We start from the raw sequence: 23,476 nt of genomic DNA, 5'->3' as shown, positions 1-23,476 counted from the left end.
AGGATGACGAACCAGATCAACTGAGATCAACGACGAATCAGACCAGGTCACTTGAGACGGAGACCAGATCTTTCGAGACGGGACATCAGTAGAGCAAGTACGGAGTAACCAGGCTCCGTCTTGTTTCAGGGCCGGTGTCCCCGGGGGCGCGTGGTGGCGGGATGACTTCGCGTGGGAAGAACGCGTCATCGATCCGCCGGCTGCGGTGGAAAGCGACGAACTTGTGGAGGGAGAAGTACTGCTCGACCCACTGGATCAGGGGGTCCGTGCGTTCCTTGGGGATGTAGCCGATGAGGATGTTTCGGTCCGTGATCTGTTCGACGAGCCAAGCGACGTGGCCGGTCGAGACGGCGTGCCGTTCCCACTCCTGGCTTGCGAGGAGTCCAGTGAGCGCCACGACTTGGGGGTGAAAGACCATGGAGAAGGGCAGGTCTCGGGAAGGTGGTTTGCCGGTGCCATCGAAGAGGATGCGACGCGCTGTGTCGAGCAAGTCGAATGGATCGGCGGTCTCTTGCATCCAGCTGAAGTAGATCTTGCGCGCATTGCGGTAGGCGTTCCGGACCCAGCGGCGGCCATGGCGGGTGATCAAGTTCCGATGGCGTCTTTGGGCTTTCAGCGTGTCCGGGAGCCTGGAAACGTCGACTTGCTCGTCGACGCGGGTGATCCCGTCGCCGATCCAGAGGCGGTGACGAAGACAGACGTTGCGGTCGTGGATGGTCCAGCAGGACACGGGCGACGTGATCCCCGCGGCGCTGGTGCAGCGGCGGCAAGCGGGACGTTGGATAGCAGTGTGCAGAGTGCTTCGCGGACGGCCGACGGCGCCGGGACAGCCTGGGGTGTCTGGATCGAGGAATTCGGGAAGAGCCAGTTTCAGGGTCGTGGTGGGGATGTCGACCGCGCTGGCGAGCGGCTCCAGAAGCGAGCTGACGGGGGTCTTCTTGGTGCGGCGGATTTCTAGGAGAGGCAGCAGCTGATCGGCGGGAAGATGATTTGCATCGGCGAGCCGGCTGAGGAAGGAAGCCACGGTCTCGTCGTGGAACGGGGAGACGGCCCGGGGAAGCGGCTGCCGCCGAGACATCAGGTCCCGCGTTCTTGCGGAGGACCGGAAGCCGGACGTGGTCTGAGACGTTCGCGACCGGCAGCAGCGCGACAGAAGTGTGAGCACCACACCGGCGTGTTCTCACCATCGCGGACCAGCTCTGCTTCCTGCTGTATGCCGCATTGCCCGCACTGGTTGTTCGACCAGCGGGCTTCGTAGGCGGCTCGCTGGCATGGCTGGGAGCACCAGCGGAAGGGGCGGTTGCGTTCGACGACGGTGCCGCACTGAGCACAGGGCGCGATGCGGAGAGCGTGTCGGCGGGCGCCCCGGCGGGAGAGCGGGGCGCGTTTGTGGCGGGCGATCACCCGGCAGCGGGCGGAGCACCACTTCGCTGGGCGACCCCTGGCCTTCCGGGCGCGCATGGGCTGGCGACAGACTTCGCATCGGGTGTCCGTCAGCGCCCGTTGCAGGTCAGCAAGGTGACGCCCGGCGACCTCGGCGAGCTTCTCGACGCTCGGAGGACCCGACGAGCCCTCCTCGCAGAGATACGAACGTAGATCGGCAGGAGCGATGTGGTTGGCATGCGCGAGGCGACGGATGTAGGAGGCGACAGTGTCCCCGTCAGCGGGGCGAACGTAGATCGGCAGGCGAGGGACGGCGGTCATCGCTGTCTGGCGGGCTTTCGAGCGGGACGGACGGACTCCGCCGCGTGATCAAGAGGAATCGTGTCGAGGCCCTCCTTGGTAACACACTCAGTGCCGTTGAGGATCGCGTCGATCGCGGCGCCCCGGATGGCGTGGGACAACGCGCCGATCATCCCGTCGGTGCGGTTGTGCAGGTAGCGGTCCAGCTTGACCAAGCTGCGCGGTGCATGGTCGTGCAGGATCAGGGTCTCCTCCATGGTCGCGATCAGCCCTTTCCACTCTTCGCCGTAGGGGAACGGGCCGGTGGGGACGAGAGTGAATCGGCCCGCGATCTGAGCGCCCCGCGTGCCCACCAGCAGTTCACTGGTCTCCAAGTCGATCCCCGCATAGACGAAGGTGGCGGGGATGCGCTCGGAGAAATACTTCAAGGTGTCGGAGACCTCGGCGCCGGCCTGAGTTCTCTGCGAGATGTTGTGAATCTCGTCGACGAGCACAAGGCCAGTGCGGGCATCGGTGCAGACCCCCACCACGGCCTCGATGATGTCGGTCATGTTCGACCGGGGACGGACCGGCAGCCCCAGGAACCGGGCGAACTCTGCTGCGACCATGCGGGCGGTCGCAGCGGGCGGAACGGTGATGTAAAGGACCGGGATGCGGTCGCCGACCTTCGGGTGACGGGCCCGGTCGAGGAGTTCGTGGGCGCGACCGAGCTGGGCTATGGCGCTGGTCTTGCCCGTGCCCGGAAGGCCCGAGACCATGAGTCCGCGGCGGGCGCTGATCGCGTGCCGGTTCAGCAGGACCAGGCGACGGCCGCAGATCCGCGTTTTTTCGACGAACGACGTGGAGACCGTGAGTATCCGGGCGTGATGGTCGAGGCGGTCTTCGTCGTAAAGGTCCCGCTCGGTCGGTGGCAGCTGCTGCAGTTCACTCGAGGACAGTCGGACCGGGGGCGGGGGCGGACCGCCGATGAACTTCCGCCAGCCGGCCAAAGTGGTCAGCTGCCGGTTCGCTTCGGCGTCGGCCTCATGCACTGTCGTGGGCCCGGCCGCTGGGCAGGAGGGGGTCACGTGGGCCTCCAGGGGTTGGCGAGCGGGTCGAACAGGCCCAGCGGGATGACGTCGGCGAGCTCGGTGTCCGACTCATCGTTGTGTTCGGGCTCGGTGGCGGGCGGATCGGGGACCGGCCGGTCGGTCGTGGTGGCTCGAGTGCGAGCGGCGACGCGGCGGTCGCGCTTCGAGCGCTTGGCCGGACGGTCCTGCTCCGCAGCGGGACCGCCGTGGGCCCGCCGCAGCAGGGCTGCAGCCGCATCGGCGATCTGTTCCTCGGTGCCGCCGGGGACCTGGGCGCGAGCGTGGTCCCAGGCGAGCTCGCCGAAGGGGACTCCGACGCGGTGCAGATGCTTCCAGAACACGGTGATCCACCGATCGGCGCGGGAGTCGCGTACCCAGATCCGGGAGACGTCGTATGGGTCGTAGTGGACCTCCCACAGGCCCTTCTTCGTCGTCACCCCGGAGCGCAGGCGGCGTAGCGGGTTCAACTCGGGGCTGTCGTAGGTGCGGTGCTTGATGCGGATGCCGTAGGCGTTGATCGCTTGCCAGCGCTCGGGCAGCAGCTCGACGTAGTCCTCGCTGCCGAGCGGCACTGGGACGTATCCGCAGGATTCGAGCAGCGTGGCGTACTTCTCGTTCGGTGAGAAGGCCCGCGCCGGTGCGTCCGGGTCGCGCAGAGAGTCGTGGGGCCTGGTCTGCCAGACGGCGATGATCCATTCGTCAAGGAGGTTCTGAAGCTCGGGCAGGGACCACAACGGCCCTTCTTCCAGGCCCCGGCCGCGGCGGTCTGTCGTCGAGCCGGTGTATCCCGCGACGAACTGAGCGAACAGCGTGGCCACGGAGCCCAGGGTCTTCTCGATCGTTCCCTTGTCGGTCGGCGTCGCTTTGTGCGCTGGCTGCAGGTTGATGCCCAAATAGCGGCAGGACGCGCGGAAGGCGTGAGAGATGAAGACGCTGCCGTGGTCGCAGACGATCGTCTCCGGCACGATCACCGGGCGGGCGGCCGCGTGCTCCAGCCGCTCGTCGATGCTCAGCAGCCGTCGGTGCGGCAACGCTGACCGGGACATCCGCAGGGCTTCCGCCCATCCAGGACGCATCATCTCTGGGGTAACACTGCGGGCCAGCAGCGCGGAGGCGTCCGCGGCCTTCGTGGAGGGCCGCAGCACCGCTGCAGTGATCGACCTGGTGGCGATGTCGACCATGGCTGTCAGTTCGACCTTCTCGGCGACACCGTCATCCAGCCGCACCAGCACGTCCATCGGTGTGGAGTCGATCTGCATCAGCTCGCCGGGCGCACTCGCCGGCACTTCGCCAAACGGCCCAGACGGCCGTGCACCGATCGAGCGGCGGGTGCGGGCCGACCCGGTGGCGTGGGTGCCGGTAGCGAGCTTGTCGAACAGCCGGTAGAGCGTGGCCCGCGACGGCAGCTCAAAGCCGGCGGTCTCCTCCCGGTCGGACAGGATCTGTTTGGTCCGCCAGATGACGAAGCCGATAGTCCTCGACGACGCATCGGCGGTCTCGGCGATCGCCTGCCGCATGGCCTCCACCACGGCCGGCTCGACCTGGCCGAAGGCCTGCATCTGCTTGGCCGACCGGCGGTCCGCCAGCCCGACCAGCCCATCCCGCTGGTAGCGCTGGCGCCGCTGCTTGATGCCGCTGGCTGACACCTGATGCCCGTCTGCCGTCAGCTCCGCAGCCTTGGCCCGCTCGCGCTGGGCCAACGAGCGTCGTTTCGGATCGAACTCCGGCCGCGGCTTGGTCCCTTCCGGAGCATCTGGCGGAAGACCGTGCAAGACCTCCAGGATGTGCTTCTCCCACCAGCGGGCCTGTTCAGCGGCGGCCTCGGGAAACTCCGCGATCCGGGACGTCGGTGGAACCCGCCTCGTCCCGGTCACCGGTCAGCTCCGTTGGCCAAGTGGACGATCGTGCGCGGACCCAGCAACTCGACCGTCATCTCCTCGGCGGTCAGCTTCTGGAGCCAGAGGAGGTGGAACAGCACCGGCAGCGTCAACAGCCGATCCCCGGCCGCGTCCGCCCCCACCATGAGCGGTCCCGGGGTTGCGAAGACCTCCCGGAGCCGCGCGGCCGCCGGGTAGTGCAGACACCGTGGGTGCCGGTAGCGCGACAGCCACCGGACATTCGCGAGCAGCACCGCGTCTGGCGTCCCTACCCGCTCGAACCTCCACCCAGCCTGGGCACAGACCAGGCGCGTCATCTCGAACACTTCGGCGTCCCTCGGCTCGATCTGCCCGTCCGCACGGACATCGACGACCACCGCCGAGCCGTCCATGCGGCGCACGAAGTAATCCGGGGCGTGCCGACGCTCCCGCTCGCCGTCATGCCAGTGCAGCCAGAACGGCTGCGAGCCGATGCCCACCACGCTCGGATCGAAGTCCATCAGCAGCAGTCGGTCGCGTTCCAGCCACGATTCAAAACCCACGTGCCGGCCGGTCGTTGCCGCCCAGTACCACCCCGGGAAGTGACGCTCACCGCGCGACCAGCGGAACGTACGTACCGGATCGACATCCTCGAACCGTCCCGTCACGCAGTCACGCAGCGGACGTCGGCGACGCCCGCGAACCGCGTCCACGTACGACAACTCGACGCACGGCCCCGCCTGATCCATCCCAGCCGGTACAGCCATCCAGCACCCCCAGCACCCCCAGCGCCCTCAGCGGCGCGACTAGGTTCGCTGAGACAGAAGCTCGAACGACTCGGTTCGTTGAGAAAACGACTCGATTGAGTGAGACAGGACAACGGCGGAGGTTGGGAGGGGGTTGTCATGCGATCGGTTCCGATATATCGTTGAAGCATCGCGATGGATCAACGATGATCGTAGCGGTGTTCGGGTCGAACAGAACCGACCCGAGCGAAAGAACGAACCGGACAACGCAAATCGAACTGATGGAAATGGAGTGGTCACGATGCGTACCCACGGATTCGAGCGTGGACATCGTCAGGACGGCCCGGGCCGGCGCGGCTGGGGCGGCGTCGAGGGCCGGCGCGCGGCCTTCGGCCCCTTCGGGCCGGGCGGCCCCGGCTTCGGCCCCGGCGGACCGGGATTCGGACCGGGCCCCTGGGGCCCACGAGGGCGCGGCGGCCCGAGGGGAAGGGCACGGCGCGGTGACGTACGCGCCTCGATCCTGGCGCTGCTGAAGGACCGGCCGATGCACGGTTACGAGATGATCCAGGAGATCGCCGAGCGCAGCGCGGGCGCGTGGAAGCCGAGCCCCGGCTCGGTCTACCCCACCCTGCAGCTGCTGGAGGACGAGGGTCTGATCGCCAGTGCCAGCGAGGGCGGCAAGAAACTGTTCGCGCTGACCGACAGCGGTCGCGAGGCCGCGGCCGAAGGTCCCGACGCGCCTTGGGAGGAGGCCTCTCGCGGGGTCGACTGGGAGGCGCTCGGCGAGATCCGCCAGGCCGGGGTCGGCCTGATGGAGGCCTTCGGGCAGGTCTGGAAGGCCGGCAGCAAGGAGCAGCGCGAGAAGGCGCTGACCGTCATCAACGACGCCCGCAAGAAGCTGTATCTGATCCTCGCCGACGAGGACTGACGGCCGACGGCCCAGCCACGGCGTGGTGACGGTGCGAAGGCGCTCCGCGGATTCCCGCGGGGCGCCTTCGCGTGCGTTCCGGTCAGGTCGGATCAGGACAGGAGTCCGTCCAGTTTGCGCAGTGACTCGTTCAGGGCGGCCGTCGCGGAGTCCTTGAGCCTGCCCGCCATCAGGGACACGGCGGCGCCGGTGAACTCGCCGTCGATGCGGACCGTCGTGCTGTCGCCGTCGGGGACGAGCGTGTAGCGGGTGGCGAGGCTGACCGCCATCGGGCCCTTGCCCCGGATGAGGAGCAGCCGGGCCGGCTCCAGTTCGTCGATGGTCCACTCGACCTCCGCCGGGAAGCCCATCAGCTTCATGTTCTCCTGGAAGGTCCCGCCCACCTCCAGGGCCTCGGGGCCGCCCTTGGGGAAACTGGTGTGGGTCGCGTTCCACTCCCCGTACGCCGACCAGTCGGTGAGCTGGGCCCACACCTTCTCGGCCGGCGCCTGGATGCGTGCCTCCGCGCTGACTTCGGCCATGCGACCACCCCTTCGTGTCGGGCTTCGGTGTCGCGGAAAGTAGCCGCAGGGCCGCCAACATTCAATACTGATGAACAGTCAGAAATCGGCGTCCTCCGTAGGGATGAGATGCGGGCCCCCGACGTCCACTCTCCGTGGGACGCGGAAATGGTTCCTGTCGCCGATGCCCCGTCGTCCTGAGGCTGATGGGGTGGGGGAGTGCAACCCCGTACTCCCCGCCGGCCCGCCGATGACCAGGGCAGCCTCCGCGCGGATGACGCCGCCGGGCTCAGTGCCGAACTGGCGGCGACGGTCGCCGGTGCCCGCCGCCGGGCCGTCCGGGACGGGGACCGGCAGATCGACACCGCCCATCTGCTGCACTCGCTCCTGGAGTCCGACCCCGAGGTCCGCGCCCTGGTCGGCGACGCCCCGCGGCTGGCCCGGCTGCTCGGTTATCTGGTGCAGCGCAGCATCGGCTACGGGCTGCGCTGGCAGGGCAGCGTGGAGGACTCCGGGGCCGTCGCCGCGATGACGGCCGCCGTGGCGTACGGGGACGGGGCGAGGGACGCCGGCGGCTGGTCGCCGGTGGCGGCGGCCGCCCTGGAGGACGCCCGCGCCCGTGCCCTGCGGCGCGGCGCCGAACGGGCCGACGGCATCGATCTGTTCGCGGCGATCGTCGGGGACCCGCGGTCCCGGGCCGTCGAGGTCCTCGAACGCGCGGGCGTCGCGACCCGCCAACTGGCGCTGCGCGCCGAAGCCACGAGGTCCATCCCGTGAGACAGGTGTCAACGGGGGTGACGGTCATGTCCTCGCCTGCCATCATGTGCCGGTGCGTACCTCTGGGAGCAGTCAGGGCGGCCACGGCAAGGGGGCCGGGCTCGGTCTCGCGCTGGCGTCGGCGCTCGCCTTCGGCGGGTCCGGCGTGGCGGCGAAGCCGCTGATCGAGGCGGGTCTCGACCCGCTGCACGTGGTGTGGCTGAGGGTGACGGGCGCCGCCCTGGTGATGCTTCCGCTCGCCGTGCGGCACCGCGACCTGCCGCGCCGCCGCCCCGCGCTGCTCGCCGGGTTCGGACTGCTCGCCGTCGCCGGCGTCCAGGCCTGCTACTTCGCCGCGCTCTCGCGGATCCCGGTCGGCGTGGCGCTGCTGGTGGAGTACCTCGCCCCGGCCCTGGTGCTGGGCTGGGTGCGGTTCGTGCAGCGGCGGCCGGTGACCCGTGCCGCCGCGCTCGGTGTTGCCCTCGCCGCCGGCGGGCTCGCCTGTGTGGTGGAGGTGTGGTCGGGGCTGGGCTTCGACGCGCTCGGCCTGCTGTTCGCCCTCGGCGCCGCCTGCTGCCAGGTCGGCTACTTCGTCCTGTCCGACCACGGCGGCGACGCCGGTGAGGCGGCCCCCGACCCGCTCGGGGTGATCGCATACGGCCTGCTGGCCGGCGCCGCCGTGCTCACCCTCGTCGCCCGCCCGTGGCACCTGCGCTGGTCGGTGCTGGCGGGTTCGGCGCGGATGGACGGCACCTCGGTCCCGGCCGTCGCGCTGCTCGCCTGGATCGTGCTCGTCGCCACGGTCGTCGCGTACGTCACCGGTGTGCTGTCGGTGCGCCGGCTCTCCCCGCAGGTCGCCGGCGTGGTGGCCTGTCTGGAGGCGGTCGTGGCGACCGTGCTGGCCTGGGTGCTGCTCGGTGAGCACCTGTCGGCGCCGCAGGTCGTCGGCGGTGCGGTGGTGCTGGTCGGCGCGTTCATCGCGCAGTCCTCCACGCCCGCCAGGGGCTCGTCCGAGCCGGTCGCGGCGGGCGGCGCGGAGGGCGCGCCGTCCGCCCGGGAGACGGCCGCCCCCGGCGCGGGGCCCGCCGGTGTTCACCTCGGCCGGGGCGCCGCCAGGTAGTCCGGAAGGCCGACGCCGGGGGCCAGGTCGGTCTCGGCGACGGGGGCGTCGTAGCCCTTGCGCAGCGGGACGACGCCGGCCCAGTACGGCAGGGACATGTCCTCGGGCTCGTCACTGGCGCCGCCGGCCCGGACCTTGGCTGACACCTCGTCCAGGTCGAGGCGGATCACCGCGGTGGCGGCCAGCTCCTTCTTGTTCGCGGGCCGGGAGTCGGCGGCCCGGCCCGGTACGACGTGGTCCACCAGCGCGTCCAGCGCCAGCCGCCGCTCCTCGGGGTCGGTGACCTGGTGGGCGACGCCGTGCACCACCACCGAGCGGTAGTTGACCGAGTGGTGGAAGGCCGAGCGGGCCAGGACCAGACCGTCGACATGGGTGACCGTCAGGCACACCGGCAGCCCGGGGTCGGCCTGGCCGGTCATCCGCAGCGGACGCGAGCCGGTGGAACCGTGGACGTAGAGCCGCTCGCCGACCCGGCCGTACAGGGTGGGCAGCACCACCGGGGCGCCGTCACGCACGAAGCCGAGGTGGCAGAGGTAGCCCTCGTCGAGTATCGAGTGCACCAGGTCCCTGTCGTACGACGCCCGGTCCTGTGCGCGGGTGGGCACGGTGCGGCCGGTCGGGACGTAGGCGGCGGCCTTCGGCTGTGTCTCCCCGGTCCCCTGCATGGCGTCCTCCATTGCACTAGTGCATAATGAGTTTTGTGCTAGGAGAGTATCCGATCGAAGGGCGCGGCGCAGCAGACATCGCGGCCAGCGTCGAACGCGCGGTGGGCGCCGGGGAGCTGGACCCCGGGCAGGCGCTGCCACCCATGCGGGAGCTGGCGGCCCGGCTCGGAGTGAATCCCAATACGGTGGCCGCCGCCTACCGCACCCTGCGCGAACGCGGGGTGATCGAGACGGCCGGGCGCCGGGGCAGCCGGATCCGCCCCAAACCGGCCACCACCGGCCGGGACCTGCGGCCGGTGGAGATGCCCGCCGGGGTGCGTGACCTGTCCACCGGCAACCCCGATCCCGGGCTGCTCCCGTCCCTCGCCCCCGCGCTGGCCGCCGTCGCCGCCGAGGCGGACCGGGCGCCGGTCCTGTACGGCGCCGACCCGGTAAACCCGGAGCTGGCCCGCATCGCACGGGCCGAACTGGACGCCGACTCGGTGCCGGGCGGACCGGTCATCGTGACCTCCGGCTCCCTCGACGCCGTGGAGCGTGTCCTGGCCGCACACCTCAGACCGGGGGACGCCGTCGCCGTGGAGGACCCCGGCTGGGGCCGGACCCTCGACCTCGTGCCGGCGCTGGGGCTGCGCACGCTGCCGGTGGGCGTCGACGACGAGGGCCCGCTCCCCGGCGAGCTGCGCCGCGCCCTGGAGTCCGGGGCGCGCGCCCTGCTCGTCACCGACCGCGCGCAGAACCCCACCGGCGCCTCGGTCAGCGGCCCACGCGCGCGTGCCCTGCGTTCCGTGCTCGACGAGCATCCGCAGACCCTGCTGATCGAGGACGACCACGGCCACGGCATCGTCGACCTGCCGCTGCACCCGCTTGCCGGCGGCACCCGGCACTGGGCGTTCATCCGCTCGGTCGCCAAGGCGTACGGCCCCGATCTGCGCCTGGCCGTCCTGACCGGCGACCCCGTCACGGTGGACCGGGTACGGGGCCGTCAGCGGCTGGGCCCGGGATGGGTGAGCTGCCTGCTGCAGCGCGCCGTGGTCCGGCTGTGGACCGACGGCGCGGTGGACGGCCCGGCGGTCGCGGCGGCCTACCGCAGCCGCCGTGATCTTCTGATCGACGCGCTCGCGCGGCGGGGGGTGGCCTCCCACGGCCGCAGCGGCATGAACGTCTGGGTACCCGTGCCCGACGAGACCGGGGCGGTGGCCCGCCTGCTGCACGCGGGGTGGGGGGTGGCCCCGGGGGCCCGCTTCCGGCTCGCCGCTCCACCGGCCGTCCGCATCACCGTCTCGACGCTGACCCCCGAGGAGACGGCCCCGCTGGCGGACGCGATGGCCCTGGCGGTGGGCTCGGCGCCGGCGCGTACCTACGGGTAGGGCGGGGCCCCGGCGGGCGCGGGCCCCGGGGGCGGGGCTCCACCGGGCGCGATTCCCGCAGGCGCGGAGAGTGGCGGCCGCACAGGAACGGGGAGTGGCGGACCCAAGGGCGCGGGAAGCGGCGGACCCGTGGCCTCACCCGCGCCGGACCTGGGTGAGCGCCGCCCCCGCCAGCACGATCACGGCCCCCACCGGTGTGGTCCACCGCAGCGACTCCCCGAGGACCGCGACGCCGGCAGCCGTGGCGATCACCGGGATGAAGTACGTGACCATCTGGGCCGTGGTGGGGCCCACCTCGGCGACCAGCCCGTACTGGATGAGCACCGCGAGCCCCGTCCCCAGCGCGCCCAGCGCGGCGACCGCCAGCAGCGGAACGGCGGAGAAGTGGCCCGGGAGCGAGGTGAACACCGGTGTGACGACGGCCAGTTGCACCGTGGCGAGCAGAAGCTGCGCCCCCGTCATCGACAGATGGGACCGCCCGGTACCGGCGAGCGTGCGGCGGACGTAGATCCATCCGACCGGATAGCTCAGGGAGGCCAGCAGCGCCATCGCCGTACCCCTGGTGTCCAGGCCGTGGAAGCCCTGCCACGCGCCGAGCACCGTGAGCACCCCGAGGAATCCCACTCCGAGCCCGGCGAAGCGCACCCGGGTCGGCCGGTCCTCCGAGAGCGCGACCAGGGACAGCGCCATGCCCCACAGGGGGGAGGTCGCGTTGCAGATGCCGGCCAGCGTGGACGGGATCGTCAGCTCCGAGTAGGCGAACAAGGAGAACGGCAGGGCGTTCAGCAGGAAGGCGGCGACCGCCAGATGGCCCCAGGTCCGGGCCCCGCGCGGCAGCCGCTCCCGCTTCACCGCCATCGCCGCCGCGAGCACGGCCGTACCGAACACCAGACGGCCCAGGGTGACCTGGAAGGGGGCGTAGCCCTCGGTGCCCACCTTGATGAGCAGGAAGCTGAAGCCCCAGATCAGCGAGAGGGCCCCGAAGCGCAGCCGCCAGTCGAGGCGGGCGCGGGGGCGGGCAGGGGCGGGGGACTCGGTGCGGGGCGTGGTGACCGTGCTCATGCCGTCCACGATCGGCGAGCCGACGTCGTAGCACAATCGAGATTTCTCACCGGGTATCTCGTAGGATTCCTTACATGTTGAACCTGGAGCGCCTACGGACCCTGGACGCCCTCGCCCGGCACGGCTCGGTCAGCGGCGCGGCCGAGGCGCTGCACGTCACCACCTCCGCCGTCTCCCAGCAGCTGGCCAAGCTGGAGCGCGAGGCCGGCCAGCAGCTCCTGGCCAAGAACGGACGGGGTGTCCGGCTCACCGACGCGGGGCGGCTGTTGTCCGAGCACGCGGCCCGCATCCTCTCCCAGGTCGAACTCGCCCAGTCCGACCTGGAGGCGCACCGCGGCCAGGTCGTCGGCGAACTCCGGCTGTCCGCGTTCCCGACCGCCGCCCGTGGCCTGTTCCCGACGGCCCTGGCCGCCCTGCGCGGCCGGCACCCGGCGCTGCGCGTGCGCTCCTGCGAACTCGAACCCGAGAACGGCGTCGCCGGCGTCGTCCGCGGCGATCTCGACCTCGCGGTCGTGCTCGACTGGTACAACAAGCCGATGCCGGTGCCCGACGGCCTGGTCAAGGCGCCCCTGCTGGACGACCCGGCCGAGGTGGCCGTGCCGGCCGCGCACCGGCTCGCGGACCGGGACGAGGTGGACCTCGGGGAGTTCGCCGAGGACGAGTGGATCACCTGGGGGGAGGGCGAGTTCTGTCACGAGTGGCTGATGTTCACCCTGCGCTCACGCGGCGTCGAGCCGATCGTCGGCCACCGCGCCGCCGAGACCCACACCCAACTCGGCCTGGTCGCCGCCGGGCTGGGTGTGTGCATCGTCCCGCTGCTGGGCCGTCACCCGGTGCCCCCGGGCGTCGTCACGGTCCCGCTCCGGCAGCGCGTCCGCCGCCATGTCTACGTCGTCTGGCGAGCGGACGCCGACCGCCGTCCCTCGATCCGCGCGGCGGTCGAGGCACTGCGGGAGGCCGCCGAGAAGTCGGCCTGAATCACACCCCGCCCAGCTTCCGGAAGTCCCAGGACACGACCTTGTGCGGGGTGAGCCGGGCCCACGCGTGCCGGCCGTCGTGCGGCATCTCCTCCAGTCCGAAGTTCTTGCGCGCGAACAGCATCTCGGCGGTGTCGAGTTCCGCGCACAGCTCGCCGGTGCGCGGGACCTCGCCGACGAACTCCACGGCGCCGGACAGCTCCACGCCGCGCAGCTGGTCGTACTCCTCGCCCGAGTCGATCACCACCGCCACGCGCGGATCCCGGCGCAGATCGGTCCAGCGCTTGCTGCGCACCACCGAGTACAGCCACAGCGAGACGCCGTCCCAGGCGTACCACAGGGCGCTCACGTGCGGTGCGCCGTCCGCCGAGACGGTCGCCACCCGGCAGGTGCGCTGGCTGGTGAGGAACTCGTCCAGCTCCCCGGCTGTCATCATGATCTTCCGGCCCCGGCGCTGAGTGACGGTCATGCGGCCCCCTCTTCTCCCACGTCGTGCCAGAGGTTCGTCCCCGGGTCCCGTGCGGACCCAGAGATCCTCTGACATCACGTCAGAAAAGGGAATGGCCCGTCTTCCGCTCCCATGCCGTCCCGGTTAGTCTCGGCCGCCCCGCACCCCGGCGAAAGGGGGCGTCATGCCGTCGCACGAGCGGCTCGGTGAGCTTCTGGAGCCCGCCGGCACCGTACTGCTCACCGTCGAGTGCCAGCAGGGCGTCGTCGGCCCGGACAGCGCGCTGCCCGAACTCGCCGAGGAGGCCCGCTCCGGCGGCGCCCTCGGCAACATCGCCCGGCTGGTCGCCGCCGCCCACGACAGCGGCGTCCAGGTGGTCCACGCCGTCGCCGAGCGCCGTCCGGACGGCCGGGGCGCCAACCGCAACGCCCGGCTGTTCCGTGCCGCCGAACGCCTGCCCGTGCGGCAGCTGTCCGGCACGGCGGCGGTCCGCGTGGCCCCGCCCATCGAGGTCGCCGCCCAGGACATCGTCGTCCGACGGCTGCACGGTCTGTCCCCCATCCAGGGCACCGACGTCGACGCGCTGCTGCGCAATCTCGGCTGCCGCACCCTGGTCGTCACCGGCGTCTCGGCCAACGTGGCCGTTCCCAACGCGGTGTTCGACGCGGTGAACCGCGGCTACACCGTCGTCCTCCCGGCGGACGCCATCGCGGGGGTGCCGTCGGACTACACCCCCGCGATGATCCGCAACACCCTCTCGCTGGTCGCCACGATCAGCACCACCGACGACGTGCTCGGTTGCCTCCGGCGCGCCGCCGGCGGATCCGGCCCCCGGCTCAGGCCAGCTTGATGTCCTCGCCGGAGACGGTGATGTTGGCGGCGGGCAGCGGCTGGGTCGCGGGCCCCTGCTTCACACTGCCGTCCGCGGCGGAGAAGTGGCTGTTGTGGCACGGACAGACGATCACCCCGTTGGCCACGCTGCCCACCGCGCACCCCGCGTGCGTGCACTTGGACGAGAACGCCTTGTACGTGCCCGCCGTGGGCTGGGTGACCACCACACCCTGATCCTTGAAGATCTTGCCGCCGCCCTCGGGGATGTCGGAGGTCTTGGCGAGCGCGGTGCCACCGGCCGAGCCGCCCCCCGCCGCGCCGGAGGGCGTCGATCCGGTCGAGCCGGTGGTCCCGGTTGTCCCGGTGGAGCCCGTGGTGCCGGAGGACCCGGACCCGGTCGTGGAGCCGGACGAGTTGTCGCTCGACCCGCAGGCGGTCAGCGCGGCGGCGAGCCCGGCCGCTCCGGCGGCCGCCACGACGGTACGGCGGGCCGGTCCTGCCGAGGGGTTGAGCGATGCGCTGGTCATGTGGGGGTTCCCTTCCACAGAGCTTCTCGGAGAGCTTCTTGGCGATCCGTCCAGGGGTACGGTCCTTGGGCACCACCTGTTCAGACGGGCATCCAGATCCTGGCCTCCCGGAGATGAGGGGGCGGTAAACCACGGCTGTCGATCCGCTGTCGGCCGGCCGCCCGCCCCACGCCAGTAATCTGGGGCGATGCTCAAGGAAGTCACCGCGACCCGCTACATCACGCCCCTGCGGGAGGGCGGCTCGCTGCCGGGGCTCGTCGAGGCCGACGACCTCGGGACGTACGTCACGAAGTTCACCGGCGCCGGACAGGGCCGCAAGACGCTGGTCGCCGAGGTCGTCTGCGGTGAACTGGCCCGCCGCCTCGGCTTCCGGATGCCCCGGCTGGTGGCGGTCGAGCTGGACCCGGTCCTCGGGCTCGGCGAGCCCGACCAGCAGGTGCAGGAGCTGCTGAGGTCCAGCGGCGGCACCAACCTCGGCATGGACTTCCTCTCCGGCGCCCTCGGCTTCGACCCGCTCGCCTTCCCGGTGGGCGGCGCGGAGGCCGGGCGGATCGTCTGGTTCGACGCGCTGATCAACAACGTCGACCGCTCCTGGCGCAACCCCAACCTCCTGGTCCACCGGGGCGAGCTGTGGCTCATCGACCACGGCGCCACCATGATCTGGCACCACAACTGGCCCTTCGCGGAGACCTCCGCGGCCCGCCCCTACGACGCCGGCGACCACGCCCTCGCGCGCTTCGCCCCCGAGGTGACCGAGGCAGCCGCCGAGCTGGCACCCCGGGTCACCGAGGAACTCCTCGCCGAGGTCACCGCCGAGATCCCGGACGCCTGGCTGGCCGACGAGCCCGGCTTCGAGATGCCGGACGACCTCCGGCGGGCCTACGCGCGGCCGCTGCTCGCGCGCGCGGCCGTCATCCATGAGCGCATCCACGGCATCGAGGGGGCCAAGTGACCGAGCGCCACATCACCAGGACGGGCCAGGGCGGCGGCCGGGACGTCTTCGAGTACGCGCTGCTGCGCGTCGTACCCCGCGTCGAGCGGGGCGAGTGCGTCAACGCGGGCGTGGTCGTCTACTGCCGCGCCCGGTCCTACGTAGGCGCCCGCATCCATCTGGACGAGGCCCGGCTGCTCGCGCTGGACCCGGCGGCGGACGTGAGCGGGGTGCGGGCCGCGCTCGGTGCCGTGGAACGGGTGTGCGCGGGCGGGGCGGCGGCCGGCCAGGCGGCGGGCGACGACGCCGGGCGGCGCTTCCGCTGGCTGATCGCGCCCCGTTCGACGGTCGTGCAGCCCGGACCGGTGCACACGGGGCTCACCACCGATCCGGCGGCCGAGACGGAGCGGTTGCTGGACCTCCTGGTGAGGTAATGGATCACACGCACGCGGTGTGCCGTTGACACCGCGTGCCAGGGCTTCTAGCGTCACGTCTGCTGAAGGTACTAAGCGGTCGCTCACCAGATGGGCGCACTTTCTCTAGGGCGAGGAGAACCAGCAATGTCCACCACTGAGCAGCGGGTCGCGGTAGTCACCGGCGCGGCGCGCGGCATCGGCGCCGCCACCGCCGTACGACTGGCCGCGGAGGGCCGCGCGGTCGCCGTGATCGACCTCGACGAGGCCGCCTGCAAGGACACCGTGGAGAAGATCACCGCGGCCGGCGGCAGGGCGATCGCGGTCGGCGCCGACGTCTCCGACGAGGCGCAGGTCGAGGCGGCCGTCGCGCGGATCGTCGAGGAGCTGGGCGCCCCGACGATCCTGGTCAACAACGCGGGCGTGCTCCGCGACAACCTGCTGTTCAAGATGAGCGTCTCCGACTGGGACACCGTCCTGAACGTGCACCTGCGCGGCTCCTTCCTGATGACCAAGGCCGTCCAGAAGCACATGGTGGAGGCGGGCTTCGGCCGCGTCGTCAACCTGTCCTCCTCCTCGGCGCTGGGCAACCGCGGCCAGGCCAACTACTCCGCCGCCAAGGCCGGTCTGCAGGGCTTCACCAAGACCCTCGCCATCGAGCTGGGCAAGTTCGGCATCACCGCCAACGCCGTCGCCCCCGGCTTCATCGCCACCGAGATGACCAAGGCCACCGCGGACCGCGTCAAGATGGGCTTCGAGGAGTTCAAGGCCGCCGCCGCGACCCAGATCCCCGTGCAGCGCGTCGGTGAGCCCGAGGACATCGCCAACGCCATCGCCTTCTTCACCGGCGAGGCGGCCGGCTTCGTCTCCGGCCAGGTGCTGTACGTCGCCGGCGGACCGCTCGACTAGTCGTCACAGGGGATCTCGAGGAACACGGACATGACTGAACTGCCTGAACTCTCCGGCAAGGTCGCCCTCGTCACGGGCGCCAGCCGCGGCATCGGCTACGGCGTCGCCGAGGCGCTGGTGGCGCGCGGCGACCGCGTGGTGATCACCGGCCGCAACGAGGACGCCCTCAAGGGGGCCGTCGACAAGCTCGGCGCCGAGCGGGTCATCGGCGTCGCGGGCAAGGCCCACGACCTCGCCCACCAGAGCGAGGTGGTCGAGCGCGCCATGCAGGCCTTCGGCCGCGTCGACTTCCTGGTGAACAACGCCGGCACCAACCCGGTGTTCGGACCGATCGCGGACCTCGACCTGGACGTGGCACGCAAGGTGTTCGAGACCAACGTGGTCTCGGCGCTCGGCCTGGCCCAGAAGACCTGGCACGCCTGGCAGAAGGACAACGGCGGCGCGATCGTCAACATCGCCTCGGTCGCGGGTCTTGCGCCCTCGCCGTTCATCGGCGCCTACGGCATCAGCAAGGCCGCGATGATCAACCTGACGCAGCAGCTGGCGCACGAGTTCGCGCCGAAGGTGCGGGTCAACGCGATCGCCCCGGCCGTCGTCAAGACCAAGTTCGCCGAGGCCCTGTACGAGGGCCGGGAGGCGGAGGCGGCCGCCGCCTACCCGCTCGCCCGGCTCGGCGTGCCCTCCGACATCGGCGGCGCCGCCGCGTTCCTCACCTCGGAGCAGTCCGCCTGGGTCACCGGCCAGACGCTCGTCGTGGACGGCGGCCTCTTCCTGAACGCCGGCGTGGCCTGACGGCCCGTTCCGGGCGCCCGTCCCCCACGGGATCCGGCGCCCGGACGGCCTGGTGTCCAACCCGAAGGACCCGTGGGCCGGGCGGCCCGCCGTGCGCAAGGCCTTCGCCCAGGTCGTCGACCGCTCCGCCATCGCGCACAAGGTGTACAGGGACACCGTGTACCCGTTGTGCTCGATGGTCCCCAAGGGCCTGACCGGCCACACCACCGGCTTCTTCGACGACTACGGCGACCCGGACCCCGCCAAGGCCCGCAAGATCCTCACGGACGCCGGCATCACCCGGCGGGTGCCGCTCACCCTCTGGTACACCGCCGACCGCTACGGCTCATGGACGGCCGGGATGTTCCAGGAGCTGAATCGGCAGCCGGAGGACTCGGGGCTGTTCACCGTCACCCTCGGGAGCCGTCCGTGGAAGACCTACGTGGTCGGCCACGAACAGGGCGAGTACCCGGTGTTCGGCCGCGGCTGGTTCCCGGACTTCCCGGACGCGGACAATTTCACCGCCCCGTTCGTCGGCGACCGGAACGCGCTCGGTACGCCCTACCCCTCCCCGAAGATCACCGGCGAGCTGCTGCCCGAGTCCCGCCGTGAGAGCGACCGCGCCCAGGTGGTCAAGGAGTTCCAGCAGACCCAGCAGATCCTCGTCGACGACGCCCGGCTGCTGCCGCTGTGGCAGGGGCGGCAGTACGTCGCCGCCAGCGACGACATCTCCGGCGGCGAGCAGGCCCTCGACCCCTCGACGATCATGATGATGTGGGAACTGCACCGCAAGACCAGCTGGTGGGCGGTCCGTTCACCGGCGGCCGGGCCCGTTGTCAGTGCCCGCCTGTAGGTTCAGTGGTCTGGAAGTGACCGCACATCGTGAGGACGTTGACGTGACCGACACCGCCATGCTGCCCGAGTCCTGGCGCGGGGTTCTGGGCGACGAACTGCAGCAGCCCTACTTCAAGGAGCTGACCGAGTTCGTCGAGGAGGAGCGGGCGAAGGGCCCCGTCTACCCGCCGCGCGAGGAGGTCTTCGCCGCGCTGGACGCGACCCCCTACGACCAGGTGAAGGTGCTGATCCTCGGCCAGGACCCGTACCACGGGGAGGGCCAGGGCCACGGCCTGTGCTTCTCGGTCCGCCCCGGTGTGCGGATCCCGCCGTCGCTGCGCAACATCTACAAGGAGATGCACGAGGAGCTGGGTACGCCGGTCCCGGACAACGGCTATCTGATGCCATGGGCCGAACAGGGCGTGCTGCTGCTCAACGCGGTGCTCACGGTCCGGGCCGGCGAGGCCAACTCGCACAAGGGGCGCGGCTGGGAGCGGTTCACGGACGCGGTGATCCGCGCGGTGGCCGACCGGCCCGATCCGGCGGTGTTCGTCCTGTGGGGCAACTACGCGCAGAAGAAGCTGCCGCTGATCGACGAGAGCCGGCACGTGGTGGTCAAGGGCGCGCACCCCTCTCCGCTGTCGGCCAAGAAGTTCTTCGGCTCCCGTCCCTTCACCCAGATCGACGCGGCGGTCGCCGGGCAGGGCCACGAGCCGATCGACTGGAGCATCCCCAACCTGGGCTGACCGGCGCGCGGCGGTCGTGTCGTACGGGGCCGCCTGACCGGGTTTGTCCCTGCCGCCGGTTAGCGTCGTCGGGGACAGGGCCCGGGTGCGGCCCCTAGCGCGCGGAGGTCGTGGTGGCGGAGCGACAGGAGCAGGCGGCGCCGGATGCCGTGCTGACGCGAATCGGGCAGATGGTGATGCTGTACCACGGCGGCGACCGCGAGGAGGCCCGGCGCCGACTGCTGGACCTGTGGGCGGAGCTGGGTGAGGACGGCGACCCGCTGCACCGCTGCACGCTGGCCCACTACCTGGCCGACACCCAGGACGACCCCTCCGACGAACTGGCCTGGGACCTGCGGGCGTTGTCGGCCGCCGAGGAACTCACCGCCGGGCAGAGCGAGGGGGACCCGGCGCGGCTCCGCGCCTTCTTCCCCTCCCTGCACCTCAACCTCGCCGCCGACTACGTCAAGCTGGGCCGCTCCGAGGCCGCCCGCGTCCACCTGCACCGGGCCCGCCGTACCGCCGGATCGCTCGTCGACGACGGATACGGCGACGGGGTGCGGGCGGAGATCATCCGGCTCGAGCTGCGGCTGGGGGAGGACGGTCCGGCCGGCCGGGGCGGCGGGGACTCCTGGGGGCCGCCGCGCCAGCGGCCGTACTGAAGCCCGGCCCCGGCCATGCCTCAACCGCCGTACGTCTGGCGGCAGATCACCGCCTCGGGGCTGTCCGGGCGCCAGCCGCCGTACTGCCTGCCCAGCGCGCACACGTCGGAGCTGCCGGGAACGGACCGCGGGTCGTCGGGGACGGCGGTGCGCGAGTGCCGGGGGTGCTCCGGGCGCGGCCGGGGCTGCGGCCGTAACGGCGGAGCCGGCGGCCGACGGGTGACCGGTGCGGCCGGCGGCGGGTGCGCGGCGGCCGGGCCGGGGTTCTCCGGACGCGGGGAGGGGCCGACCATCTCCAGCGCCTCCCGGGCCGGCGCCTGCACCACCCGCGGCTCGGCGCTGCCGTCCGTACGGGGCGCCGACGGCCACGAGGGTGCCCTACCCGGCACGGGGCCGGGCGTCGCCGGGCGCTGGACCGTCACGCACCCGGAGAGGGCCGAGACGGTCACGGTGACCAGGAGCGCTGCGGTCGTCGTCGTTCGATGCACGCGCGCCACTCTGCTGGCCCGGTGCGCCTGCCGGGATCAGGGCTGGGCGATTGATGCCCCGCACGGGTGATCTCCTGCCCCGTACGAGGGGCAGGCGAGCATGGGGGCTGACGTCAGTCGCCGGTGGTGCCGTCGACCCGCTCACGGACCAGGTCGGCGTGGCCGTTGTGCCGGGCGTACTCCTCGATCATGTGGGTGTAGATCCAACGGAGGTTGAAGGGCTGGTCGGTGGACCTGCTCCGGCCCCGGGAGAAGGCGTCGAGCGCGAGGCCGGCGGCATTGCGCCGGGCCCTGTCGACCTCCGCGCGCCAGGTGCCGTACGCCTCGTCCCAGGTGTCGGCGTCGGTGAAGTGGAAGTCGCCGTCCGGGTCCTCCTCACTGCAGTACAGCACTCCCAGGTCCTCGCCCAGCAGCACCTCCTGGAACCAGAACCGCTCCACCTCCGCCATGTGCCGCACCAGCCCCAGCAGCGACAGTTCCGACGGCTCCACGGACGCCGTCCGCAACTGTGCGTCGGTCAGGCCCTCGCACTTCCACGCCAGCGTCTGCCGGTGGTAGTCCAGCCAGCCCTCCAGCATGTCGCGTTCGCCGGCGTCCAGGGCGGGCTCTTCCCGCTTGATCGTCATGCCCGCATCCTCGCCCAACGGACCCGCCACCACCAGGAGTTTTCGGCCCCGCGGCACTATGCTTCCGCCCAGGGCACGCACAGGCACGGCCAGGGGAGCGCACGTGAAGGTCGGCTGCATCGGACTCGGGGACATCGCGCGGAAGGCCTATCTGCCGGTGCTGAGCACCCAGCCCGGGGTCGAGCTGCACCTCCAGACCAGGACGCCCGCCACCCTCGCCCGGATCGCGGACTCGCTCCACCTCCCGGCCGGCCGGCGCCACGAGACCCTGGACGCCCTGCTCGCCGAGGGCCTGGACGCGGCCTTCGTGCACGCGCCGACCTCCGTCCACCCCGAGATCGTCGCCCGGCTGCTGGAGGCGGGCGTACCGACCTACGTCGACAAGCCCCTCGCCTACCGGCTCGCCGACTCCGAGCGGCTGGTGGACCTCGCCGAACAGCACGGAGTCTCGCTCGCGGTCGGCTTCAACCGCCGCCACGCCCCCGGCTACGCACAGTGCGCCGACCACCCGCGCGAGCTGATCCTCCTCCAGAAGAACCGCGTCGGACTGCCCGAGGAACCGCGCTCGATGATCCTCGACGACTTCATCCACGTCGTCGACACCTTGCGGTTCCTGGTCCCGGGCCCCGTCGACGACGTGACCGTACGGGCCCGCTCGGAGGGCGGCCTGCTCCACCACGTCGTGCTCCAGCTCTCCGGGGACGGCTTCACCGCGCTCGGCGTGATGAACAGGCTCAGCGGCTCGGCCGAGGAGATCCTGGAGGTCTCCGGGCAGGACACCAAGCGGCAGGTGGTCAACCTCTCCGAGGTGATCGACCACAAGGGGCAGCCGACGGTGCGCCGGCGCGGCGACTGGGTGCCGGTCGCCCGGCAGCGCGGTGTCGAACAGGCCGTCCTCGCCTTCCTGGACGCCGTACGCGCCGGGAAGGTGCTCAGCGCCCGGGACGCACTGGCGACTCACGAACTGTGCGAGCGGGTGGTCCGAGCGGTTCAGGACCGGACCGGCGGGTCCTGAACGCCCGCACGCCCTCGGCGGCGCCGAACGCGGCCAGCACGAGCAGCGCGGCGTGCGCCGGCCAGTCGCCGTGGCGGACGTACGGCGTCACCCCGTGCGCCAGCGGTACGTCGTAGACGCGGGCGGTGCTCGCGTCCGTGCCGAGCCACGGGCCGAGGCGCTCACCGCTCGGGCCGTAGACGGCGGACACGCCCGTCAGGGTCGCGTGCACCATCGGACGGCCGGTCTCGGCGGCCCGCAGCGCGGCCAGCGAGGCGTGCTGCGCGGGCGCCCAGCTGCCCTGGAACGTGGACGTCGACGACTGCCCGAGCAGGACGTCCGCGCCGTGCTCGGCGAGATGGCGGCTCATGTCGGGGAACGCCGTCTCGAAGCACACCAGCGGGCCGATCCGCAGCCCGTGCCCGACGTTCATCACCACCTGCGCGGAGCCGCGCCGCCGGTCCTCGCCGGCCGCCCTGCCGACGGAGGTGGCCCAGCCCAGCAGGGAGCGGGCCGGTATGTACTCGCCGAACGGGACGAGCCGCATCTTGTCGTAGCGGTCGCCGGTCGGGCCGGCCGGGCCGATGAGCACCGCACTCTTGTATATGCCGGGCCGGTCGGAGCGGCGGGCGTCCACGTTGACCAGGACGTCGGCGCCGGTCGCCCGGGACAGCGCCGCGACCCGGCGGGACAGGTCGGGGCGGTCGGCGAGGTCGTAGCCGATGCTGCTCTCGCCCCACACCACGAGGTCGACGTGCTGTCCCACCAGCCGCCGGGTGAGCCGCTCCTCCAGGTCGAAGCGCTTCATGGGACTGCCGTCGCCGTCGACGACGCCCGGCTGGACGACGGCGATCCGGACCCGGCCGTCCACCTGCGGCTGCGGCGCCCAGGCCCAGGCGGCCGAGGTCGCGGCGGCCGTGGCGACCAGTGAGGCGACGGCGGGCACCCGGGCCCGGCGCACCGCGACCAGCAGGGCTACCGCCACGTTGACGGCCACCACCAGGAAGCTGAGCAGCCACACCCCGCCCACCGAGGCCAGCCGAAGCGCCGGCTCCACCTGCCACTGACTGGAGCCGAGCATGCCCCAGGGACCGCCGAGCCCCTGCCAGGAGCGGACCAGCTCCACCGCCAGCCACCCCGACGGCAGCACCACCAGCCCGGCGGCGCAGCGCCCCGGTGACGGCACACCGCCGAGCAGGCGGCGCACCAGCAGGCCCCAGGGCGCCCAGAGCAGGCCGAGCAGCGCGGCGAGGACGAAGAGGAACACGTTCAGACTGGGCAGCAGCCAGTGGTGCACGGCCACCATGAACCCGAACCCGCCGCTCCAGCCGTCGAACGCGGCCCGCCGCCCGGTCGGCGCGGAGCGGGCCAGCAGGATCCACGGGACCAGGGCGAGGTAGGCGAACCACCACAACGCGGGCGCCGGAAAGGCGAACACGGGCAGGGCGCCCGCGAACGCGGCGACGCAGGAGCGACGCCAGGGGGAGACGAGCCAGCGGTCGAAGGTCCTCATACATGCCTTCCTGCCCAGCGTTCCTTCCAGTGTGCGTCCTCGAAAGGGATCTTTGACAGGGGGCCTTGGACCGG

At 71.7% G+C, this 23,476-nt stretch carries 25 protein-coding genes and 1 pseudogene; 14 read left to right on the top strand and 12 right to left on the bottom strand.

The genetic code is table 11. The features are described from left to right. Window positions 1-85 precede the first annotated feature (85 nt). The 4 genes from ACFYMM_RS32535 to ACFYMM_RS32520 form a co-directional block, all read right to left on the bottom strand. Entirely contained in the window at window positions 86-1,078 is a 993-nt protein-coding gene (locus ACFYMM_RS32535) for a TniQ family protein (protein WP_388393135.1), read from the bottom strand. 622 nt (window positions 1,079-1,700) lie between these two features. Further along, a complete protein-coding gene (locus ACFYMM_RS32530) occupies window positions 1,701-2,714 on the bottom strand; it encodes a TniB family NTP-binding protein (protein WP_388393132.1) in 1,014 nt (337 codons plus the stop codon). Window positions 2,715-2,746: 32 nt separating this feature from the next. After that, entirely contained in the window at window positions 2,747-4,270 is a 1,524-nt protein-coding gene (locus ACFYMM_RS32525) for a Mu transposase C-terminal domain-containing protein (RefSeq protein WP_388393176.1), read from the bottom strand. A gap of 353 nt (window positions 4,271-4,623) precedes the next feature. After that, window positions 4,624-5,376 carry a TnsA-like heteromeric transposase endonuclease subunit gene (locus ACFYMM_RS32520; RefSeq protein WP_388393130.1) on the bottom strand — a complete coding sequence of 251 codons (753 nt, stop codon included), beginning with the start codon at window positions 5,374-5,376 and terminating at the stop codon, window positions 4,624-4,626. A gap of 280 nt (window positions 5,377-5,656) precedes the next feature. On the opposite strand from ACFYMM_RS32520, the gene ACFYMM_RS32515 reads away from it, so the two are divergent. Next, complete coding sequence (locus tag ACFYMM_RS32515; RefSeq protein ID WP_388393127.1) at window positions 5,657-6,283, top strand: PadR family transcriptional regulator; 627 nt, start codon at window positions 5,657-5,659, stop codon at window positions 6,281-6,283. Between the two features lie 92 nt (window positions 6,284-6,375). Here the strand turns inward: ACFYMM_RS32515 and ACFYMM_RS32510 are convergent, their stop codons facing one another. Beyond that, window positions 6,376-6,804, bottom strand: a complete 429-nt coding sequence (locus ACFYMM_RS32510; protein ID WP_388393124.1) for an SRPBCC family protein — start codon at window positions 6,802-6,804, stop codon at window positions 6,376-6,378. A 198-nt stretch (window positions 6,805-7,002) separates the two neighbouring features. Between ACFYMM_RS32510 and ACFYMM_RS32505 the strand changes: the two genes are divergently transcribed. Together ACFYMM_RS32505 and ACFYMM_RS32500 are read left to right on the top strand one after the other, a co-directional pair. Then, complete coding sequence (locus ACFYMM_RS32505) at window positions 7,003-7,560, top strand: Clp protease N-terminal domain-containing protein (protein WP_388393121.1); 558 nt, start codon at window positions 7,003-7,005, stop codon at window positions 7,558-7,560. Between the two features lie 46 nt (window positions 7,561-7,606). Continuing rightward, window positions 7,607-8,659, top strand: coding sequence for a DMT family transporter (locus tag ACFYMM_RS32500; protein WP_388393118.1), 1,053 nt, complete (start codon window positions 7,607-7,609; stop codon window positions 8,657-8,659). On the opposite strand, the gene ACFYMM_RS32495 is transcribed toward ACFYMM_RS32500, so the two are convergent. Next, window positions 8,632-9,324 (bottom strand): pyridoxamine 5'-phosphate oxidase family protein, encoded by a 693-nt coding sequence (locus tag ACFYMM_RS32495; RefSeq protein ID WP_388393115.1) that lies wholly within the window; start codon window positions 9,322-9,324, stop codon window positions 8,632-8,634. The two genes, ACFYMM_RS32500 and ACFYMM_RS32495, sit on opposite strands and share 28 nt — an antisense overlap. Window positions 9,325-9,359: 35 nt before the next feature. On the opposite strand from ACFYMM_RS32495, the gene ACFYMM_RS32490 reads away from it, so the two are divergent. After that, window positions 9,360-10,691, top strand: a complete 1,332-nt coding sequence (locus ACFYMM_RS32490; RefSeq protein WP_388393112.1) for an aminotransferase class I/II-fold pyridoxal phosphate-dependent enzyme — start codon at window positions 9,360-9,362, stop codon at window positions 10,689-10,691. A gap of 135 nt (window positions 10,692-10,826) precedes the next feature. Here ACFYMM_RS32490 and ACFYMM_RS32485 read toward each other — a convergent pair whose 3' ends face one another. Further along, on the bottom strand, window positions 10,827-11,753 hold the full coding sequence (locus ACFYMM_RS32485; protein ID WP_388393109.1) for a DMT family transporter: 927 nt from the start codon (window positions 11,751-11,753) through the stop codon (window positions 10,827-10,829). A 74-nt stretch (window positions 11,754-11,827) separates the two neighbouring features. Here ACFYMM_RS32485 and ACFYMM_RS32480 point away from each other — a divergent pair, with 74 nt between their 5' ends. Continuing rightward, complete coding sequence (locus ACFYMM_RS32480; protein ID WP_388393106.1) at window positions 11,828-12,730, top strand: LysR family transcriptional regulator; 903 nt, start codon at window positions 11,828-11,830, stop codon at window positions 12,728-12,730. 1 nt (window position 12,731) lies between these two features. Here ACFYMM_RS32480 and ACFYMM_RS32475 read toward each other — a convergent pair whose 3' ends face one another. After that, window positions 12,732-13,199 carry a pyridoxamine 5'-phosphate oxidase family protein gene (locus tag ACFYMM_RS32475; protein ID WP_388393104.1) on the bottom strand — a complete coding sequence of 156 codons (468 nt, stop codon included), beginning with the start codon at window positions 13,197-13,199 and terminating at the stop codon, window positions 12,732-12,734. Between the two features lie 163 nt (window positions 13,200-13,362). Here ACFYMM_RS32475 and ACFYMM_RS32470 point away from each other — a divergent pair, with 163 nt between their 5' ends. Next, on the top strand, window positions 13,363-14,028 hold the full coding sequence (locus ACFYMM_RS32470; protein WP_388393102.1) for a cysteine hydrolase: 666 nt from the start codon (window positions 13,363-13,365) through the stop codon (window positions 14,026-14,028). Here ACFYMM_RS32470 and ACFYMM_RS32465 read toward each other — a convergent pair. After that, window positions 14,015-14,536, bottom strand: coding sequence for a Rieske (2Fe-2S) protein (locus tag ACFYMM_RS32465; RefSeq protein ID WP_388393099.1), 522 nt, complete (start codon window positions 14,534-14,536; stop codon window positions 14,015-14,017). The genes ACFYMM_RS32470 and ACFYMM_RS32465 overlap by 14 nt on opposite strands. 187 nt (window positions 14,537-14,723) lie before the next feature. Between ACFYMM_RS32465 and ACFYMM_RS32460 the strand changes: the two genes are divergently transcribed. From ACFYMM_RS32460 to ACFYMM_RS32430, 7 genes and pseudogenes are all read left to right on the top strand, one after another. Next, window positions 14,724-15,488, top strand: coding sequence for a HipA family kinase (locus tag ACFYMM_RS32460; protein WP_388393096.1), 765 nt, complete (start codon window positions 14,724-14,726; stop codon window positions 15,486-15,488). Further along, a complete protein-coding gene (locus tag ACFYMM_RS32455; protein ID WP_388393093.1) occupies window positions 15,485-15,901 on the top strand; it encodes a DUF3037 domain-containing protein in 417 nt (138 codons plus the stop codon). Before ACFYMM_RS32460 ends, ACFYMM_RS32455 begins: the two co-directional genes overlap by 4 nt. A 126-nt stretch (window positions 15,902-16,027) precedes the next feature. Beyond that, window positions 16,028-16,789 (top strand): 3-oxoacyl-ACP reductase FabG, encoded by a 762-nt coding sequence (fabG, locus tag ACFYMM_RS32450; protein WP_388393091.1) that lies wholly within the window; start codon window positions 16,028-16,030, stop codon window positions 16,787-16,789. 30 nt (window positions 16,790-16,819) lie between these two features. After that, the gene (locus ACFYMM_RS32445; RefSeq protein WP_388393088.1) at window positions 16,820-17,581 is read left to right on the top strand and encodes an SDR family oxidoreductase; all 762 of its coding nucleotides are present in this window, start codon (window positions 16,820-16,822) and stop codon (window positions 17,579-17,581) included. 49 nt (window positions 17,582-17,630) lie between these two features. Then, a pseudogene (locus ACFYMM_RS32440) lies at window positions 17,631-18,413 on the top strand (ABC transporter substrate-binding protein); the annotation flags it as partial. A 43-nt stretch (window positions 18,414-18,456) separates the two neighbouring features. After that, complete coding sequence (ung, locus tag ACFYMM_RS32435; RefSeq protein ID WP_388393086.1) at window positions 18,457-19,140, top strand: uracil-DNA glycosylase; 684 nt, start codon at window positions 18,457-18,459, stop codon at window positions 19,138-19,140. A gap of 113 nt (window positions 19,141-19,253) precedes the next feature. Beyond that, window positions 19,254-19,781 carry a hypothetical protein gene (locus ACFYMM_RS32430; RefSeq protein WP_388393083.1) on the top strand — a complete coding sequence of 176 codons (528 nt, stop codon included), beginning with the start codon at window positions 19,254-19,256 and terminating at the stop codon, window positions 19,779-19,781. 20 nt (window positions 19,782-19,801) lie between these two features. Here the strand turns inward: ACFYMM_RS32430 and ACFYMM_RS32425 are convergent, their stop codons facing one another. Both ACFYMM_RS32425 and ACFYMM_RS32420 read right to left on the bottom strand, forming a co-directional pair. Further along, entirely contained in the window at window positions 19,802-20,269 is a 468-nt protein-coding gene (locus ACFYMM_RS32425) for a hypothetical protein (RefSeq protein ID WP_388393080.1), read from the bottom strand. Window positions 20,270-20,382: 113 nt separating this feature from the next. Beyond that, window positions 20,383-20,895 (bottom strand): DinB family protein, encoded by a 513-nt coding sequence (locus ACFYMM_RS32420; RefSeq protein ID WP_388393078.1) that lies wholly within the window; start codon window positions 20,893-20,895, stop codon window positions 20,383-20,385. A gap of 103 nt (window positions 20,896-20,998) precedes the next feature. Here ACFYMM_RS32420 and ACFYMM_RS32415 point away from each other — a divergent pair, with 103 nt between their 5' ends. After that, window positions 20,999-21,910: a Gfo/Idh/MocA family protein gene (locus tag ACFYMM_RS32415; protein ID WP_388393076.1), complete on the top strand. Its 912-nt coding sequence runs from the start codon at window positions 20,999-21,001 to the stop codon at window positions 21,908-21,910. Here the strand turns inward: ACFYMM_RS32415 and lnt are convergent. Beyond that, window positions 21,828-23,402: an apolipoprotein N-acyltransferase gene (gene lnt / locus ACFYMM_RS32410; RefSeq protein ID WP_388393074.1), complete on the bottom strand. Its 1,575-nt coding sequence runs from the start codon at window positions 23,400-23,402 to the stop codon at window positions 21,828-21,830. The two genes, ACFYMM_RS32415 and lnt, sit on opposite strands and share 83 nt — an antisense overlap. Window positions 23,403-23,476 lie beyond the last annotated feature (74 nt).

This window comes from Streptomyces sp. NPDC006739 (assembly GCF_042869815.1).
Lineage (GTDB): Bacteria > Actinomycetota > Actinomycetes > Streptomycetales > Streptomycetaceae > Streptomyces.
Note: the sequence above shows the minus strand (reverse complement) of the source record. Positions and strands in the feature narration are given on the sequence as shown.